Consider the following 15592-nt stretch of genomic DNA (forward strand, 5'->3'; position numbering starts at 1 on the left):
AGACAAGAATGCGGGTGGCCATCGTCGACGATGAATTGCTGGCGCGCAGCGTGTTGCGCGAATACCTGGCGCGCCATGACGATATCGACATCGTGGCCGAGTGCGCCAACGGCTTCGATGCCGTCAAGGCCATCGCGGAACTGGAACCGGAACTGGTGTTTCTCGACATCCAGATGCCGCGCCTGGACGGTTTCGAGGTGGCCGAGCTGATCGGCGCGAAGACGCGTTTGATCTTTGTCACGGCCTACGACCAGTACGCCTTGAAGGCGTTCGAATGCCATGCCCTGGACTATCTGCTGAAGCCGTTCAGCGAACAGCGTTTCGACCAGGCGCTGGCCCATGCGCGCGCGCAGCGCAGCACGCCAGCCGCCCAGGCTGCCGTGCAAACGGTGGCGCGCGAAGCGGCCACGCGCGCCGCGCCCCTGGACCGCGTGCTGATACGCGACGGCGCCAAGGTCCACGTGATCGCCTGCGCGCGCATCGACTACATCGAGGCGCAGGACGATTACATCAGCATCCGTTCCGAGGGCAAGTCCTACTTGAAAAGCCAGACCTTGGCGGAACTGGAAGCCCAGCTCGATCCCGCCAAGTTCCTGCGCGTGCACAGGTCGTATCTGCTCAACATCGACGGCATCCGCCGCATCGAGGCAGCCACCAGGGACAGCCACGTGGCCATCTTGCGCGATGACACGCGCATACCCGTGAGCAAGGCGGGGTATCAAAAACTCAGATTATTGGTGGGCTAGCATTTTTTGTGGCGTAGATATTTAATCATCTAGGCGTGATATCATCTGGAGGTGATAATTGAGTGCGCCGAGGACATGGGCGGTCACGTTTCACGATGCCTTCGATGTGGAATTCGATGCTTTGCCGATAGACGTCCAGGATGAATTGCTGGCGAGTGCCGATGCGCTTTCAAAGCTGGGCCCGGCTGCCGGGCGTCCTCATGTGGGGACGTTGAAGAATCCCAAACACCCGAACATGAAAGAGCTGCGTTTCAAGGCCAACAACGGGGCAGAGGTGTGGCGTGCGGTCTTTGCCTTCGATACAAGGCGAGAGGCGGTGATCCTGGTTGCGGCAGCCAAGCAAGGTGTCGATGAGGACAGGTTTTACAGGGATTTGTTATTCAAGGCAAATGCCCGTTACGAGCAACACCTCAAGAATCTGGCTGCGGCGAAAGCAAAGCCGGACAAAGGCAATCGATGATTTTAGGAGCAGGAGTTTGCCATGGGAAGAAATCTGCAGGACGTTATTCACAGCTTGCCGACTGAGCGGCAGGCAAAAATTGCCGCCCTGTCCGAGAAAAAAATGCTGGAAATGATTGCGCACGCCGCCACGCTGACGGATTTTCGCAAGGCTGTCGGCAAGACCCAGGCGGAGGTTGCCAGGGAACTCGGGATTCAACAGCATGCCGTTTCCCAACTGGAAAAGCGTACTGATACCTATGTCTCGACCTTGCGCCGGTTTCTGCAATCGCTGGGCATGACATTGGAGCTGTCGGTCGTTGCGCAAAATGGCGTGCGCATCGAACTGCAGAATTTTCTGCGCAGCAAGGAAGTTGATGCCGATTCTCGTGACAGCGCGCTTGCTGCGCCAGCCAAGCCCCCAGGACGGCGGAAGCCCGGCGTGTCGCGCAAGCGTGCTGGCAACACCTGAAGAGACTATTCGCCAGCCAGCTGCACATCCCACCACGTGGGCAACAGCTGGCGGATTTCCGGCCGGGAAAAGCGGTCGTCGATCAGGTAGACGACGCCCTTGTCCGACTGCGTGCGGATGACCCGGCCGGCCGCCTGCACCACTTTTTGCATGCCCGGATACAGATATGTGTAGTCGTAGCCGGCGCCGAAGAGCTCGCCCATGCGTTGGCGGATCTGCTCGTTGACAGGATTGATCTGCGGCAAGCCCAGGGTGGCGATGAAGGCGCCGATCAGGCGCGCGCCCGGCAAGTCGATGCCTTCGCCAAATGCGCCGCCGAGCACGGCAAAGCCGATGCCGCGCGTGTCCAGGCCGAAGCGCCCCAGGAAGTGCGCGCGGGCACTATCGTCCATGCGGCGCGGCTGCTGCCAGATGGGTACGTCCGGATAGTGCTGGGCAAACAAGTGGGCCGTCTTTTCCATGTAGTCGAAACTGCTGAAAAAGGCCAGGTAGTTGCCCGGCGTTTCCGCGTATTGCTTCGCCATCAGCTGGGCGATGGGCAGCAGCGAGGCGGCGCGGTGCTGGTAGCGCGTGGAAATGCTGTCGGCCACGCGCACGGACAGCTGCTGTGCCTGGAAGGGCGATTCCACGTCGACCCAGGCCGTGTCGGCCGGCATGCCCAGGGTGTCGCTGTAGTAATTCCACGGACTGAGAGTGGCGGAAAACAGGGCCGTGCTGTGGCTGGCCGCGAAGCGCTCCTTGAGGAAAGGGGCGGGGACGATGTTGCGGATGCAGACGGTGGAGCCGGCATTGACTCCCGTATTCGTCTTGCTGACGTCGAACAGCGAATGTGCGCCAAAGCTTTCCGCCAGGCGGTTGATCAGCAGCACGTCGAAATAAAAGCGCTGCAAGTCCTCGTCCAGCGCGGCAGCGTGTTCGGCCATGTGGTCGCCGATGGCCGTGGCCACGCCTTGCAGCGCGCCAAAGAATTTGTCGGGCAGGTCCGCATGCACGTGGTAGTCGCCATCCTGTTCTTTTAACAGCGCCGTCCACTGGCGCGCGAGGCGGTCCAGCGGCTTTTTCAATCCTTCGGGCGCGAACTTGCGCAGCATTTTCAGGTCGGTCTGCGCCAGTTCGGCGCTATACATGCTGCGCGCGCGCGACACCATATTGTGCGCTTCGTCCACCAGCACGTTAACTTTCCAGTCGTGGGCCAGGGTCATGCCGTACAGCATGGCGCTGAGGTCGAAATAATAATTGTAGTCGCCGATGACGACATCGCTCCAGCGTGCCAGTTCCATGCCCAGGTAATACGGGCAAATACCCTGCTGCAAGGCGATGGCGCGCACGGCTTCCTTGTCCAGGATCAAGCCGCTGGCCAGCGCCACCTCGCGCGCCAGCGGCAGGCGGTCGTAAAAGCCCTTGGCCAGCGGACACGATTCGCCGTGACAGGCTTTGTCCGGATGTTGGCAGGCGCTGCTCTTGGCGCTCAGTTCCAGCACGCGCAGGGGCAGCAGGGGCGCGCTCTCCTTGAGGATGGCGCAGGCGTCGAGCGCCATCTGCCGTCCCGGCACCTTGGCGGCCAGGAAAAACAGCTTATCGAGGCCATGCGCGGCCGTCGCTTTCAACATGGGAAACAGGCTGCCCACCGTCTTGCCGATGCCGGTCGGCGCCTGCGCCAGCAAGCCGCAGCCGCGGCTGCTGGCCTTGTACATGGCTTCGGCCAGCTGGCGCTGGCCCGGGCGGAAGTCCGCATGGGGAAACGCCATGCCGGCCAGCTGCGCGTCGCGGCCGGCCCGGTGCGCCAGCTCCTGCTCGGCCCAGTCGAGGAACAGCGCGCAATGCTGTTCGAAGAACCGGCGCAGGGCCTCGGCCGTGCATTCCTCATGCATGAGCGTTTCCTGCTGGCTCCCTATGTCGAAATACACGAGCGCCACGCGCAGCACGGGCAGGTTCAGCTGCTGGCACAGCAAGTGGCCATAGATGCGCGCCTGCGCCCAGTGCAGCTGGCGGTGGTTGGCGGGCATGGCGTCGAGCTCGCCCCGGTACGTCTTGATCTCTTCCAGCTGGCGCCGCGCCGGGTCGTAGCCATCGGCGCGTCCCCGCACGTGCAAAGGCCCGAAGTCACCGGACAGGCTGATTTCGCGCTGGTAATCGTCGTCGCGCCGGCTGGTGACGGTGGCGTGGCCCGCCATGCCTTCCTGCGCCGTGGGCGAGGGGGTAAAGCGCAAGTCCAGGTCGCCCACCTTGGCCGTGAATTCGCACAGGGCGCGCACGGCGATCGTGTACGTGCTGTTGCTCATGCGGCCGCCTGCCATTGCAGGTAGCACACGCTGACGGGCATGGCGTGCTCGGCGCAGTAGGCGATCCAGCGCAGCTGATTATCCTGCAGGCGGTCGCCCGGACCCTTGACTTCGATCATGCGGTAGCGCCGTTCTTCCGGCCAGAACTGGATTAAATCGGGCAAGCCGCTGCGGTTGCTTTTGATATCGAGCAAGATGCGCTCGAACGCCTTCTGCAGATGAAAGGCGGGGATGCAGGCCAGCGCCAGGTCCAGCAAGCCGCCGTCCAGCACGTCCCAGCTGACGAAGGGCGAGACGATGCCGTGCTTGGCGGCCAAGGTGGCGCGGATGGCGGCGTGGTAGCTGCCGTCGTCCAGCTGCGCCAGGCAGGCGGCAAAGTCCGTGCTGCGGCGCTGATAAAAATCGGCGCTGTGCAAGTCGGCCGGGCCACGGTGAAACGGGTGGAAGAAGGCGCCCGGCATGGCCTTGAAGATGGCGGGCCAGCACAGCAGGCCGAACAGCGAGTTGATCAGGGTGTTTTCCACGTAGTACACGGGCGCGTCGTCCTGCGTCAGGTGTTGCTGTACCACCCCTTCCACGTAGCACGCGGCGTCTGGATACGGCAGCAGCAGGTCGATGCGGTCGACGGCGGCGGGCACGCTGGCCACCTGTTTTGCGTGGCCCAGCTTGCGCCGCAAACGGGGCGCCATGCGCAGCAGCAATTGCTGTTCCGCCTCGCTTTCCGGCGCGGCCAGCGCGATCGTCAGGCGTTCGTAGGCCGCTTGCGGCTGCTCGTCTTTTTCCAGCACGCGGATGGCGCGGCCCCGCGCGCCCGGGTAGCGGCAATCGGCGTAGGCGCGGTAGGCGGCGGGCCAGTCCTGGCTCTTTTCCAAGTGCTGGGCGATCTGGAAACGCAGCTTGTCGCGCCGGCTGGCCAGCCAGGTATTGTCCTGCGACAAGGGCAGCGCCGCCAGTGCCTGCAGCACTTCGTCCGCGGGCGCGCTGTCGTTGTAGCGTTCGCGGCACTGGTGCAGCACTTCATAGTGTTCGATATCCTGGCGCGTGCGAAAGCCCCGCGACTGCGGCGAGAATTCCACTTTTTCGTATTGATACACGCCCAGGTCGGACAGCACGAATTCCGACCAGTCCTGGTGATAGTTGCCAAAATAAATCAGGCGCAATCGGTCGCACAGGGGCTGCAGGCCGATGCGGTACAGCACGTCTCCGCAAGCCGGATGCCAGGCGGAAAACGGCTTGTTGTCCCCATGCCGCTCGCGCAAGGCGTCCAGCTGCGCGGCCTTGCGCGCCGCCTTCAGGGGCGCGGCGAGCTGAAAGGCCTGGGCGATTTCCGCTTTCAGCAGTTGTTCGAACAGTTCATCGAGCGAGATGGCGGGATCGGCCTCCACCCATTTTAGGGCCTGCAAGGGCAGGGCGGCCGCGCGCGTGTCGCCGATTTCCTGGTAATTGAGCTTGCTGGCGCGAAACAGGCAGCCCTTGCGCATGACGAGGCGCACGAACAGGGCGCGCGACGGCAGCGGCAGGGCGCCGAAGTCGGCGATGAACTGCGTTTCTTCAACGCTCAGCAGGTCGGCGTAACGGGCGGCTATCCAGCTCAGCACATCCTGGAAATTGTCCAGATAGTACAGGGGATTTTCCAGGACTCTCAGCATGGGGGAAATGGGGCAAGATGCAAGGTGATCGGTTTTACTGTGTTTATATACAGTTTAAACCTTCATCCGCCGCTTGCCCAGCGATTTTATGCTCAGCTGGCCGTGCTGTAGGCAAAACAGTGGTCGAACTTGTCGTAGGGAATCAGTTCGTCGCGCAGGCTGGCCAGTTCCGTATCGGTCAGCAATCCCCGGTGCGCTTCCCTGCGTCCCTTCGGCAGCGCCACTTCGTAGTCGATGATGTCGCGCGACAGCAGCGTCTGCAGGACCTGCGCCTGTTCCGGCGTCAGGTAGCGCGCATGCGTGAGCATGGTCTTTTCCAGCTGTTCGCGGAATTCCCCGTCGCTGACCTCATTGTAGGTATCCTGGTCCGCCATGCTGTTCAACAGCATGTGAAAGATGAAGTCCTGCAGGTTTTTCGCCAGGTATCGGGCTTCATCCTGGTCGTGCCACAGCAGCACGACGGGCATCTCGCCATCGTGCTGGCCGGACGCGAAAAAACAGTAGTGATCGCCTGCGCCCGTTTGCGCGAACGGGATGAACTGGAAACGGGGGGGCGATGCGCCGGTAATCGTCCTCGTCGAGCAAGCTTGCCGCTTCTTCGGCCACGGATTTGATATTGAGCAATTCGAAATCGTCTGCGTGCAGCAGCAAGGTGGGATGATCCTTTAATGTGGGAAACACCCGTTTGTACCAGTCGGGTCCGTATTCGCCCACGTCGAGCATGCCGTCGCGCTCCAGCTGCCGGTACAGCGCGGGATAGGTGTAGCCGTGTTGGTGTTCAATTTCTGACAGTGTCATGTTTGTCCTGTTCGCCGTGATTCGTGGGACCATGATAGCCGAGGCGACGGCGCGCACGCTTCACCGTGGCAACGCCAGCCATAATTAATAAGCATTTTAGTTTACTTATGTGGCCTGGCCACGTATTCTGGCCAGACCCTATACATCGAGCCCGCATGAAAAATATCATCCTGATTTCCGCCGCCTGCCTGCTGGCGCTGCTGTCGACCATCGGCGCCTCCCTGCCATACCCGATCCTGCCGCCCCTGTTTGCGGCCGAGGCGCCGAATGCCTTCAACAATTTCCTGGGCCTGCCGTCGAAATTGCTGTTCGGCCTGGCGCTGACCATCAACCCGCTGGGCTTGCTGATCGGTTCGGCCGTGCTGGGCCCCTTGTCGGACCGCTACGGCCGCCGCCCCTTGCTGATGCGCACGGCCGTGGGCGCCGCCATCGGCCATGCGATCACGGCCTGGGCGCTGGTGATCCAGTCCTATCCGCTGTTCATCGTCGCCCGTTTCATCACGGGTTTGCTGGAAGGAAATGGCGCCGTGGCGCGCGCCATGCTGGCCGACCAGCTGACGGGATCGTTGCGCCTGCGCGCCATGTCCTGGCTGAATGGCGCGTTTTACCTGGGCTGGCTGGTGGGCCCCATCCTGGCGGGCGCCACCCTGCAGTGGGGCGTGACGGTGCCGTTCTGGATTGCCGCTGCCGCCCTGATGCTGGTGGCCGTGCTGGTGGCCGTGGGCTTGCCGCGCGAAACGCCGTCCCTGCTGACGACGTCGTGGTGGCAGGTGGCGCGCGACCGCCATTCGCTGAATCTGCTGCGCCATGAGGAGCTGCGCACCCTGTTCATCGTGCAGCTGGCGCTCACGTGCGGCGTGGCCAGCTTCTACGAGTTCTATCCGCTGTGGCTGGTCGAGACGGCCAATTACCATGCACAGGAGATTGCCTGGGTGAATGTGGGCCTGTGCGGCACGATGACGCTCACTTCGCTGCTGGCGGGCGGTCCCAGCCGCCATGCGCCGCTGTTGCGGGCCAGCTGGTATGCGTGCGGCGTGGCGCTGGCCGTGGGGATACTGGCGCTGGGCAATATCTGGGTGGGCATCGCCGCCATCGTGCTGTTCGGCATTCCGAATGCCCTGTACAACACGGTGATCCAGGGCTGGTGCGCGGAGCGCTTCAGCGCGCACGGGCAGGGCGCCGTGATGGGCTTGCTGGCCACCACGTTTTGCATCGCCAACATCGTCGTCGCCTTGAGCGGCTCCGTGCTGACCCTGATCGACACGCGGCTGATCCTCGTCGCGGGCGCCATGTCCGCCGCCTGGGCCGCCTGGCGCATGGCGGCCTGGCGCCGCCAGCTCGATGGCGCCGTCGACGCGAAGGCCGTGGCGTGAGCGCCAGCATGAGCACGTCGGAACAGACCCTGTTCCTGCTGAAAATGCGGGGGCCGCAGACGGCGCAGCAACTGGCGGCTTTGCTCGATATCACTTCCATGGGCGCGCGGCGCCAGCTGGAAGCGGCGCAGGACAGGGGGCTGGTGGCTTTCGAGGACGTGGCCGACAAGGTGGGGCGCCCTTCGCGGCGCTGGGCGTTGACGCGGGAGGGCCACGCGCGCTATCCCGAACGCCATGCGGACCTGACCCTGGAACTGATAGCGCAAGTGAAAACCCTGTTCGGCGACGCGGGCCTGGAGAAGCTGATCGGTGCGCGCGAGCGCAGCAGCGAGCTGGCCTACAGCCAGCTGGTCGACCCGCAGCTTGACCTGGCGCAAAGAGTGAACAGCCTGGCGCGGGCGCGCGACGGCGAGGGCTACATGGCCCATGCGGAGCCGCGGGACGATGGCAGTGTCTTACTGGTGGAAAACCATTGCCCCATCTGTGCAGCAGCCACGGCATGCCAGAATTTCTGCCGCTCGGAGCTGGCCATCTTTCAGCGGGTACTGGGGGACGATTGCACGGTGGAGCGCAGCGAATATCTGCTGGAGGGGGGCAGGCGCTGCGTGTACCGGATCGTGCCGGTGGGGTGAGGGCCAAACTTGTCGACCCCAAGTAAAGGCTGGGGTCGTAACCTGCGGGTACGACCCCGGTACTTGCTCTTGGGGCTGCTTACTTTTTAGTCGCCTTGGGCTTGGCGGCAGGTGCCGCCTTGTCAGCCGCGGCGGTGGCGCCGCTCGTCGCCTTTTCCGCTGCCTGCGCCACTTGCGCGCTGGCCTTGGCGATCTGCTCTTCCACCGTTTTCACTGCCTGCTTCGTGGCCTTGGTGACTTGCTCGTAGCCGAGGAAGGCGTTGTCGATGGCGGCCTTGACGATGGCCACGGCGTTTTCCGAACCTGGCGGCACGTTTTTCGTGACGTCGTAGATCAGGGCGCTCAGATTGCTTTTCGCTTCCGCCACATGGGCTTCCGCGGCCGTGGTGAATTCCGTGTGGATTTCCTTGATGATGTCGTCGAGTTGCTGTTTATACGCTTTCGCACCGGCCACGCCCGGCTGCAGCTGGGCAGCGGCGGCGGCCATGGCGGCCTTCGGGTCCTTGGCCTGGCTGATTTCCTTGCCGGCGGCAAGGCTGTCCTCGATGCCGGATTTGGCGGTGGCCATGTTCAGCGCCAGCACCTGCTCCACGCCTTGCACGGCCTTGGAGGTGAGGGTATTGAAGGTCATCAGCTGGAATTCAAACAAGGCCTTGGTGGCCGATGCAAATTGTTCGGGATTCGTAAACATGTGGTCTCCTCGGTTTGAATAGATACGTTCTTATCGTTCCATACTCTTTCGACGCCGCAATGCCATCGCTTGATCTCAAGCCGGTGCCCCGTGTGGTCATGGCCCCATTATTTAACAAGCGCAGGTTTTTCGCAACGGCTATCTTTGTACGGGCCCGAGGCCAGTTCCCAGCCAAATCCCAGGGTGGATTGGGCGCACGACAGGGTGCCGTCGACCTTGCTGCGCCATTTGTACCAGGGGGCCGGTCCGGCCGAGGCGCAAGCGCAAACGGCCAGCAGGGCCGTGGCGATCAGGTATTTCATAGGTGCTCCGAAAGAAAAGCCTGCCGGCATTGTAGCGCGCTTGCCGCTCAGGGGGCGGGCGATTGCGGCGCCGCGGCGGGCAGCTGCAGGGTGAAGGTGGTGCCGCTGTCGGCGCCCGTGCTGCTGATGGCATCGATATGGCCGCCCAGCACGCCCGTGACGATGTTGTGCGCCACGTGCAGGCCCAGGCCCGAGCCGCCGGAGCCGAGCTTGGTCGTGAAGAAGGGGTCGTAGACATGCGCCAGGGCATCGGCGGCGATGCCCACGCCCGTGTCGGCGATGGACAGGGTGATCGTCTGCCCGTCGTCGCTGCCGCGGGCGGCAATGGCGATGCTGCCGCCGCTGCGGCCCTCGAAGGCATGGCGCAGGCAGTTTTCCAGCAGGTTGCTCAGCACCTGGCCCAGCGGACCGGGATAGCTGTCCATGGCCAGGTCGTCCGGCACGTCCTGCGTCAGGCTCAGGCCGGCGGCCTTGAGCGGCGTGGACAGGGGCAGCATCAGTTCGGCGATGAACTGGCGCAGCAGGAAGTGCCGGCGTTGCGAGCTGGCGCGGTCGACGGCGATCTGCTTGAAGCTCGACACGAGGTCGGCGGCGCGCTGCAGGTTGCGCAGCATGATGGCGTCCGCCTCGCTGGCCTGGGTCAGGTAGGCGCCCAGCTCGGAGCGGCGCAGGCCGTCGAGGAAGCTGGCCTGGATTTCGCGCGTGCGCTCGGCCATCGTGGTGGCGACCACCAGGCCGTTGCCGATCGGCGTATTGAGTTCATGCGCAATGCCGGCCACCAGCGCACCCAGCGCGGCCAGCTTGTCGCGGCGCACCAGTTCTTCCTGCGTGATGGACAGGTTTTCCAGCGCGGCGGCCAGTTCGCAGTTGGTCTGTTCCGAGTGTTCCTTGGCCTGCGTCAGGGCCGCCGTGCGTTCGGCCACCAGCTCTTCCAGGTGGGCCCGGTGGCGCTGCAGTTCGCGTTCGTGGCGCATGCGGCCGATGGCGATGCCGGCCAGGTCGGTGGCCGTATCGATCAGTTCCAGGTCGCGCGCATCGGGCTGGCGCACTTCGTGGTAGTACATGGCGAATGAACCGAGCACGGCGCCATCCTGGCCGAAGATGGGACGCGACCAGCAGGCGCGCAAGCCGAATGGCGCGGCCAGCTCGCGGTAGGGCGCCCACAGCGGATCGCGCATGATGTCGCTGACCACCACCGGCTCGCGCAGGAACATGGCCGTGCCGCAGGAACCCACGCCGGGGCCGATGGCCACGCCTTCGAGCAGGGCCATGTATTCGGGCGGCAGGCTGGGGCCGGCCGCGCTGTGCATGTGGATGCCGTCATCGTCGAGCAGCATGATGGAACAAAGCACGCCGCGCGACTGGCCTTCGATCAGGAGCAGCAGCTGGTTCAGGGTGGGCGTCAGGGGCGCGCCCTTGGCGACCATTTCCAGCAGGGTGCTCTGGCCCGAGCGCATCGCTTCGGCGAGGTTGCGCTCGGTCAAGTCGATGATGCGCGCATGCACGAGCTGGCGGCCCGGCACGGACAAGCGCATCAAGCGGATTTCGCAGGCGATCGGATGGCTGTCGCGGTGGCAGCAGCTGGCGCGGAAGACGACGATCTTGCCTTGCAAGGTATCGCGGATCTTTTCTTCCAGCAGTTGCGGCGAGGCGCGGCCATCGTCCTGGAGCTTGGGAAACAGGGGTTCCATGCCGCCTTGCAGCAGTTCCGCCAGCGGCATGCCGAACAGGTCTTCGGCCAGGTGGTTGGCGTCGATCAGCAGGCGGTTGTCGATATCGAACAGCAGCACGGCGTCGGGCGAGCCGGCCAGGATGGAGTGGTAGTTGACTTCCAGCGTTTGCGGATGCAGGGGGCGCGGCGGCGCGGCGGCATGCGGCGCGGATGTCTCGGCCTTGTGCAGGGCCAGTTCCATGAGGATTTTTTCCGCCACGTCGCGCGCATTGAAGGGCATCTTGATGTAGTCGGACGCGCCGGCGCCCACGCTGCGGCCCTGTTCCTCGGCGCTGGGGGTGGCCGACATCAGCAGCAGGGGCACGCCGTGGCGTCCGCCCGCATTGCGCAGGCGCATGCAGGTGGCGCCGATATTCGAGCCGGCCAGGGCTGCATCGAGCAGTATCAGGTCCGTGCCGCCGGCCGCCAGTTCCACGCCTTCGTCGACATCGCCCGCCAGTCCCGTGCCCAGGTTATGCCGGTCCAGCACATACAGCAGTTCGCGCACATCGTTCGGCGAATTGCTGACCAGTAGCACTTTGGCCCGGTCGGCGATGGAAGAAATCAACTGATTCATGGTATCGCGCCCTTACGCGGTTCATGGGCCTAGTATTACATCAAGGCAAGTAGGAGTAAACGATAATTCTTGATGACCAAAAGCAAGGGTTGCCGCGCCCGTTCAGGCGGCGTTTTGCGCTTCGGGCGCCGTTGCCAGCTCCGCGCGCGCCTGTTCGATGCGCGGGTAATTATCCTCGATCCAGTCGACCAGCACGGCCAGGCGTTCGGCCGCTTCGCGCCCCAGCGGCGTGAGGCTGTATTCCACCTTGGGCGGTATCACCAGATACGCCTGGCGCAGCACGAAGCCGTCGCCCGCCAGCGCTTCCAGGGTTTGCGCCAGCATTTTTTCGCTGACCCCGCCCACCTCACGGCGCAGTTCGCTGAAGCGCCGCGTGCCGCCCAGCAGCAATACCAGCACCAGCACGGCCCAGCGGCTGGTCAGGTGGCTGAGTACGGCGCGCGACGGGCAGGCAGCCGCCAGCAGGTGCGCGCCCTGGTTCTGGCGGGCGAGGACGGCGCGCAGGCTGGCGCCGGGAGTGTCTGTGGACATGATAGTCGGCCTTCAATTTGAGTTGAATTCATACTTACCAAAAGGTACGTACTTACAATAAGTAAGCAATAGTCCTATTATAGAATCTTACCATCCACCCTCCAAGGAGAAATCATGATCGTCATCACCGGCGCCACAGGCAACCTGGGCCAGCACGTCATCGCCAGCCTGCTCAAATCCGTACCCGCAGCGAACATCATTGCCGCCGTGCGCAATCCGGCCAAGGCCGCCAGCCTGGCCGCACTGGGCGTGCAAGTGCGCCGGGCCGATTACAACGATGGCGCCAGCCTCGACGCGGCGTTCAAGGGTGCAACGAAGATCTTGCTGATCTCGTCCAGCGAAGTGGGGCAGCGCGCGCAGCAGCACCAGAACGTCATCGATGCGGCCAAGCGCGCCGGCGTGGCCCTGCTGGCCTACACCAGCGTCTTGCGTGCCGACACGTCGCCGCTGGGCCTGGCTGCCGAGCACGTCGTCACGGAAGCGGCCATCCGCGCATCGGGCCTGCCGTACAGTTTCCTGCGCAACGGCTGGTACCTGGAAAACCATACGGAACACCTGGCGCCCGTGCTCGAGCATGGCGTCGTGCTGGGTGCGGCGCAAAACGGGCGCTTCTCGTCGGCCGCGCGTGCCGATTACGCGGCGGCCGCCGCTGCCGTGCTGACGGCGGCCCAGCCGCAAGCCATCTATGAACTCGCTGGCGACCACGGCTTTACCCTGGCCGAGTACGCAGCCGAAGTGGCGCGCCAGTCGGGCAAGGAAATCGTCTATAAAGATTTGCCGCAGGCCGATTTCAAGGCGGCGCTGGTGGGCGCGGGCGTGCCGGAAGGCTTTGCCGACTTGCTGGCCGATTCCGATGCGGGCGCGGCCAAGGGCGGCCTGGAAGACGGTGGCAAGCAATTGAGCGCGCTGATCGGCCGTCCGACGACGAGCCTGCTTGACGCCGTCAAGGCGGCGCTGGTCAAATAAGGGGAGGGTGCCGCGGGTCGGGAAGACTGCGCGGCATTCTGGAATGAAAAAAGCCGCAAACTCGTGAAAGTTTGCGGCTTTTTAGCGAATTAGGTAATGGTGCCCACGAAGGGACTCGAACCCCTACACCCGAAGGCACATGGACCTGAACCATGCGCGTCTACCAATTCCGCCACGTGGGCACTGATGCTGCTTGTTGCTGCTTGCTGCGATGTCTCACTACTGTACTGCGGACTACAACGAAAACAACCCGTTGCTGGTGGTGCCCACGAAGGGACTCGAACCCCTACACCCGAAGGCACATGGACCTGAACCATGCGCGTCTACCAATTCCGCCACGTGGGCATTGTACTGCTACTGCTTGCTGCTTCTTGCCGTCTGCTGCATGTTCTGCAGCGACGGACAAAATAATAAGGGTTGGCGCGCATTCGGTCAATGAACATTTTGCTCTTTTCTTCAAGAAACTCCGTTTTCGGCTGAAAAAAGCGTTTTCCCTATGAAAAAGGGGTAAGGACTGCCTGTTTTTTGAGCGCATCAGCGTTTTTGCTGCAGTGCCAGCAGCATCAGCGCCAGGCAGAGCAGGGAGGCGCTGCTCGGCGCCGGGATGGCGGCCGGGTCGATATCCCAGCCGATGGCATCGAGGGCCATCAGGTCGTTCCAGCGCAGGCGCAGCAATTCGCCATATGCTACGGTCGGGTCCATGATGCCCAGGCCCATGTTGTCGCGCCAGTGGCTGGCCTGGTCGCCGTCGCCATGGTAGGCGCCGTTGGCGAACAGGGGGCCGCGCGTCGCGCCGCCATCGAGCGAAAAATACTTGTCGCGGTTGTCCGCCGTCCAGTCGATCACGCCGGCGGCCGCGCTGTCGGCGGAATAGCGGAACAGGTCCAGTCCCGAGACGTAGGTGAATTCGCTGTCGTCGTATGGTCCGCCCAGCGGCGGCGAGTTGAGGTCGAGGATGTCCACGCCGCTGAGAAAGCCCAGCGCGTGGCCGATTTCATGCATGGCCACGCCGATGAAGTCGATGCTGTTGGCGCCGATGCCGTTGCCGGGATCGAAATCGAAATTGAAATCGCTGTTGAACTGGATGAAGCCGTCGCAATTGCCGATGCAGCCATCGAGCGATTGCGGCGGCGGCGTCAGGCCGATGGCCTTGGCTTCGGCATTGCTCAGGGAGAGATATTGATTGTTGGCGTCGCCATTGTTGTCGACATAGGGTACGGCGCTGCCGGGGCCGTTGGGATTGTTGGCCGTGCGGTTGATCAGCATGCCGAAGCTGTCGCCTGCGGGCAGGTGCGCCAGCGCCCGCTGGTCGATGCTGGAGGTGGCGTCGGCGGCGAGGGCGCTGCGAAAGTCGCTGTAGCGGTAAAACGCTTCCGACGAGCCCGTCTGCCCCAGGATGTTGCCGCCCAGCGAATTGAAGCCTACCGTCAGTTCGACGGTGACATTGTCCTTCAGGACGCGCGACCAGCGCGCTGCGGCCGCCTGGAATCCCTGCTGCGCCTGCAGCGAGGTGCCGGGCACGTAGTGCAGATTGAACAGGGGCGAGGCGAGGGTGCTGGCGGGCAATGCCAACGCGAGGGCGGCGAAGCAGGCTTTCATGACGGCACTCCGGAAGTGGGGATGCCAGCATGCAGGCAAGAAGCGTGCTCAGCTTTAAAATCAGGCACTTGCAAGGCGGGCGCCTGGCCACTGTCAGGAATACCGACAGGCTTTATTCCGGCCGGAAATGAAAAAAGCCGCAAACTCGTGAAAGTTTGCGGCTTTTTAGCGAATTAGGTATGGTGCCCACGAAGGGACTCGAACCCCTACACCCGAAGGCACATGGACCTGAACCATGCGCGTCTACCAATTCCGCCACGTGGGCACTGATGCTGCTTTGCTGCTTTCTTTGCGTGTTCTGCAGAGAAGGCAGGATCATAGAGGCTGCGCGCCCGGCGGTCAATGAAAAAATGCGCAGTGCAGTGAAATAAATGCGCGGCGCGCAGCAGGGGCGGGACGGTGTCCAGTCCTAAAATAGGTTGACAGTATTTATTACTGCGCAAACGCCCGATGCACCGCATCGGGCGTTTTGTACTTCAGGGCCGTATGCGGTCGCTCCTGGTTGTATATCCGCACCGATTGCGCCACCATTTTGCTCGCCTGCTTCAGGTTTGCCGGCCGACAGAGCAGGAACTCGCCTTTCAGAATGCCGTTGATCCGCTCGGCCAGCGCATTCTGATAGCAATCGTAGCCATCGGTCATGGAGCAAGTTAGTCCATGACGACGATGAATTTCTTGATAGTAAGTAGAGCAGTACTGGGCGGATTCAACCGGTCCTCGCAACACTAGATTGTTGAACAAATTGTAGATATTCGTCCAGTACTTCTGCCGGCGACTTCCAACCAAGCGTTTTCCGGGGTCTGGAATTCAGCGCATTAGCAACGG

At 63.1% G+C, this 15592-nt stretch carries 15 protein-coding genes, 3 tRNA genes and 1 pseudogene; 6 read left to right on the plus strand and 13 right to left on the minus strand.

The genetic code is table 11. From position 1 onward, the window contains the following. Positions 1-8 precede the first annotated feature (8 nt). Genes GCN74_RS21175 through GCN74_RS21185 form a run of 3 tightly spaced genes read left to right on the plus strand, consistent with a single transcriptional unit; the run spans position 9 to position 1656 of the window. Complete coding sequence (locus tag GCN74_RS21175; protein WP_152258520.1) at positions 9-746, plus strand: LytR/AlgR family response regulator transcription factor; 738 nt, start codon at positions 9-11, stop codon at positions 744-746. 58 nt (positions 747-804) lie between these two features. Further along, entirely contained in the window at positions 805-1206 is a 402-nt protein-coding gene (locus GCN74_RS21180) for a type II toxin-antitoxin system RelE/ParE family toxin (RefSeq protein WP_152258504.1), read from the plus strand. Positions 1207-1227: 21 nt separating this feature from the next. After that, the gene (locus GCN74_RS21185) at positions 1228-1656 is read left to right on the plus strand and encodes an XRE family transcriptional regulator (RefSeq protein ID WP_152258505.1); all 429 of its coding nucleotides are present in this window, start codon (positions 1228-1230) and stop codon (positions 1654-1656) included. 5 nt (positions 1657-1661) lie between these two features. On the opposite strand, the gene GCN74_RS21190 is transcribed toward GCN74_RS21185, so the two are convergent. From GCN74_RS21190 to GCN74_RS29375, 4 genes are all read right to left on the minus strand, one after another. Then, on the minus strand, positions 1662-3938 hold the full coding sequence (locus GCN74_RS21190) for an ATP-dependent DNA helicase (protein WP_152258506.1): 2277 nt from the start codon (positions 3936-3938) through the stop codon (positions 1662-1664). Next, on the minus strand, positions 3935-5587 hold the full coding sequence (locus GCN74_RS21195; RefSeq protein ID WP_152258507.1) for a VRR-NUC domain-containing protein: 1653 nt from the start codon (positions 5585-5587) through the stop codon (positions 3935-3937). Before GCN74_RS21195 ends, GCN74_RS21190 begins: the two co-directional genes overlap by 4 nt. 92 nt (positions 5588-5679) lie before the next feature. Continuing rightward, on the minus strand, positions 5680-6123 hold the full coding sequence (locus GCN74_RS21200) for an SMI1/KNR4 family protein (RefSeq protein ID WP_226939151.1): 444 nt from the start codon (positions 6121-6123) through the stop codon (positions 5680-5682). Beyond that, entirely contained in the window at positions 6020-6385 is a 366-nt protein-coding gene (locus GCN74_RS29375) for a hypothetical protein (RefSeq protein WP_226939150.1), read from the minus strand. The genes GCN74_RS21200 and GCN74_RS29375 overlap by 104 nt, the downstream gene beginning before the upstream one ends. A gap of 155 nt (positions 6386-6540) precedes the next feature. Between GCN74_RS29375 and GCN74_RS21205 the strand changes: the two genes are divergently transcribed. Then, a complete protein-coding gene (locus GCN74_RS21205) occupies positions 6541-7758 on the plus strand; it encodes an MFS transporter (protein WP_152258509.1) in 1218 nt (405 codons plus the stop codon). Between the two features lie 8 nt (positions 7759-7766). Beyond that, positions 7767-8390: a helix-turn-helix transcriptional regulator gene (locus GCN74_RS21210; protein ID WP_152258510.1), complete on the plus strand. Its 624-nt coding sequence runs from the start codon at positions 7767-7769 to the stop codon at positions 8388-8390. 79 nt (positions 8391-8469) lie between these two features. On the opposite strand, the gene phaP is transcribed toward GCN74_RS21210, so the two are convergent. The 4 genes from phaP to GCN74_RS21230 all read right to left on the minus strand — a co-directional run bounded on the left by phaP (position 8470) and on the right by GCN74_RS21230 (position 12202). Next, complete coding sequence (gene phaP / locus GCN74_RS21215) at positions 8470-9081, minus strand: TIGR01841 family phasin (protein ID WP_152258511.1); 612 nt, start codon at positions 9079-9081, stop codon at positions 8470-8472. A 107-nt stretch (positions 9082-9188) separates the two neighbouring features. Further along, complete coding sequence (locus GCN74_RS21220; RefSeq protein WP_152258512.1) at positions 9189-9383, minus strand: hypothetical protein; 195 nt, start codon at positions 9381-9383, stop codon at positions 9189-9191. A 47-nt stretch (positions 9384-9430) separates the two neighbouring features. Next, on the minus strand, positions 9431-11671 hold the full coding sequence (locus tag GCN74_RS21225; RefSeq protein ID WP_152258513.1) for an ATP-binding protein: 2241 nt from the start codon (positions 11669-11671) through the stop codon (positions 9431-9433). Positions 11672-11773: 102 nt separating this feature from the next. Then, entirely contained in the window at positions 11774-12202 is a 429-nt protein-coding gene (locus tag GCN74_RS21230; RefSeq protein WP_152258514.1) for a winged helix-turn-helix transcriptional regulator, read from the minus strand. Positions 12203-12316: 114 nt separating this feature from the next. On the opposite strand from GCN74_RS21230, the gene GCN74_RS21235 reads away from it, so the two are divergent. After that, positions 12317-13168, plus strand: coding sequence for an SDR family oxidoreductase (locus tag GCN74_RS21235; protein ID WP_152258515.1), 852 nt, complete (start codon positions 12317-12319; stop codon positions 13166-13168). Between the two features lie 97 nt (positions 13169-13265). On the opposite strand, the gene GCN74_RS21240 is transcribed toward GCN74_RS21235, so the two are convergent. From GCN74_RS21240 to GCN74_RS21260, 5 genes and pseudogenes are all read right to left on the minus strand, one after another. Beyond that, positions 13266-13350, minus strand: a tRNA-Leu gene (locus GCN74_RS21240). Between the two features lie 78 nt (positions 13351-13428). After that, positions 13429-13513: transfer RNA gene (locus tag GCN74_RS21245), tRNA-Leu, on the minus strand. Between the two features lie 189 nt (positions 13514-13702). Beyond that, positions 13703-14767, minus strand: coding sequence for an NF038122 family metalloprotease (locus GCN74_RS21250; protein ID WP_152258516.1), 1065 nt, complete (start codon positions 14765-14767; stop codon positions 13703-13705). 180 nt (positions 14768-14947) lie between these two features. Beyond that, a tRNA-Leu gene (locus GCN74_RS21255) sits at positions 14948-15032 on the minus strand. 167 nt (positions 15033-15199) lie between these two features. Continuing rightward, positions 15200-15466 (minus strand): annotated as a pseudogene (locus GCN74_RS21260) (integrase core domain-containing protein); the annotation flags it as partial. Positions 15467-15592 lie beyond the last annotated feature (126 nt).

It is taken from the genome of Janthinobacterium sp. FT14W (assembly GCF_009208755.1).
GTDB lineage: Bacteria > Pseudomonadota > Gammaproteobacteria > Burkholderiales > Burkholderiaceae_D > Janthinobacterium > Janthinobacterium violaceinigrum.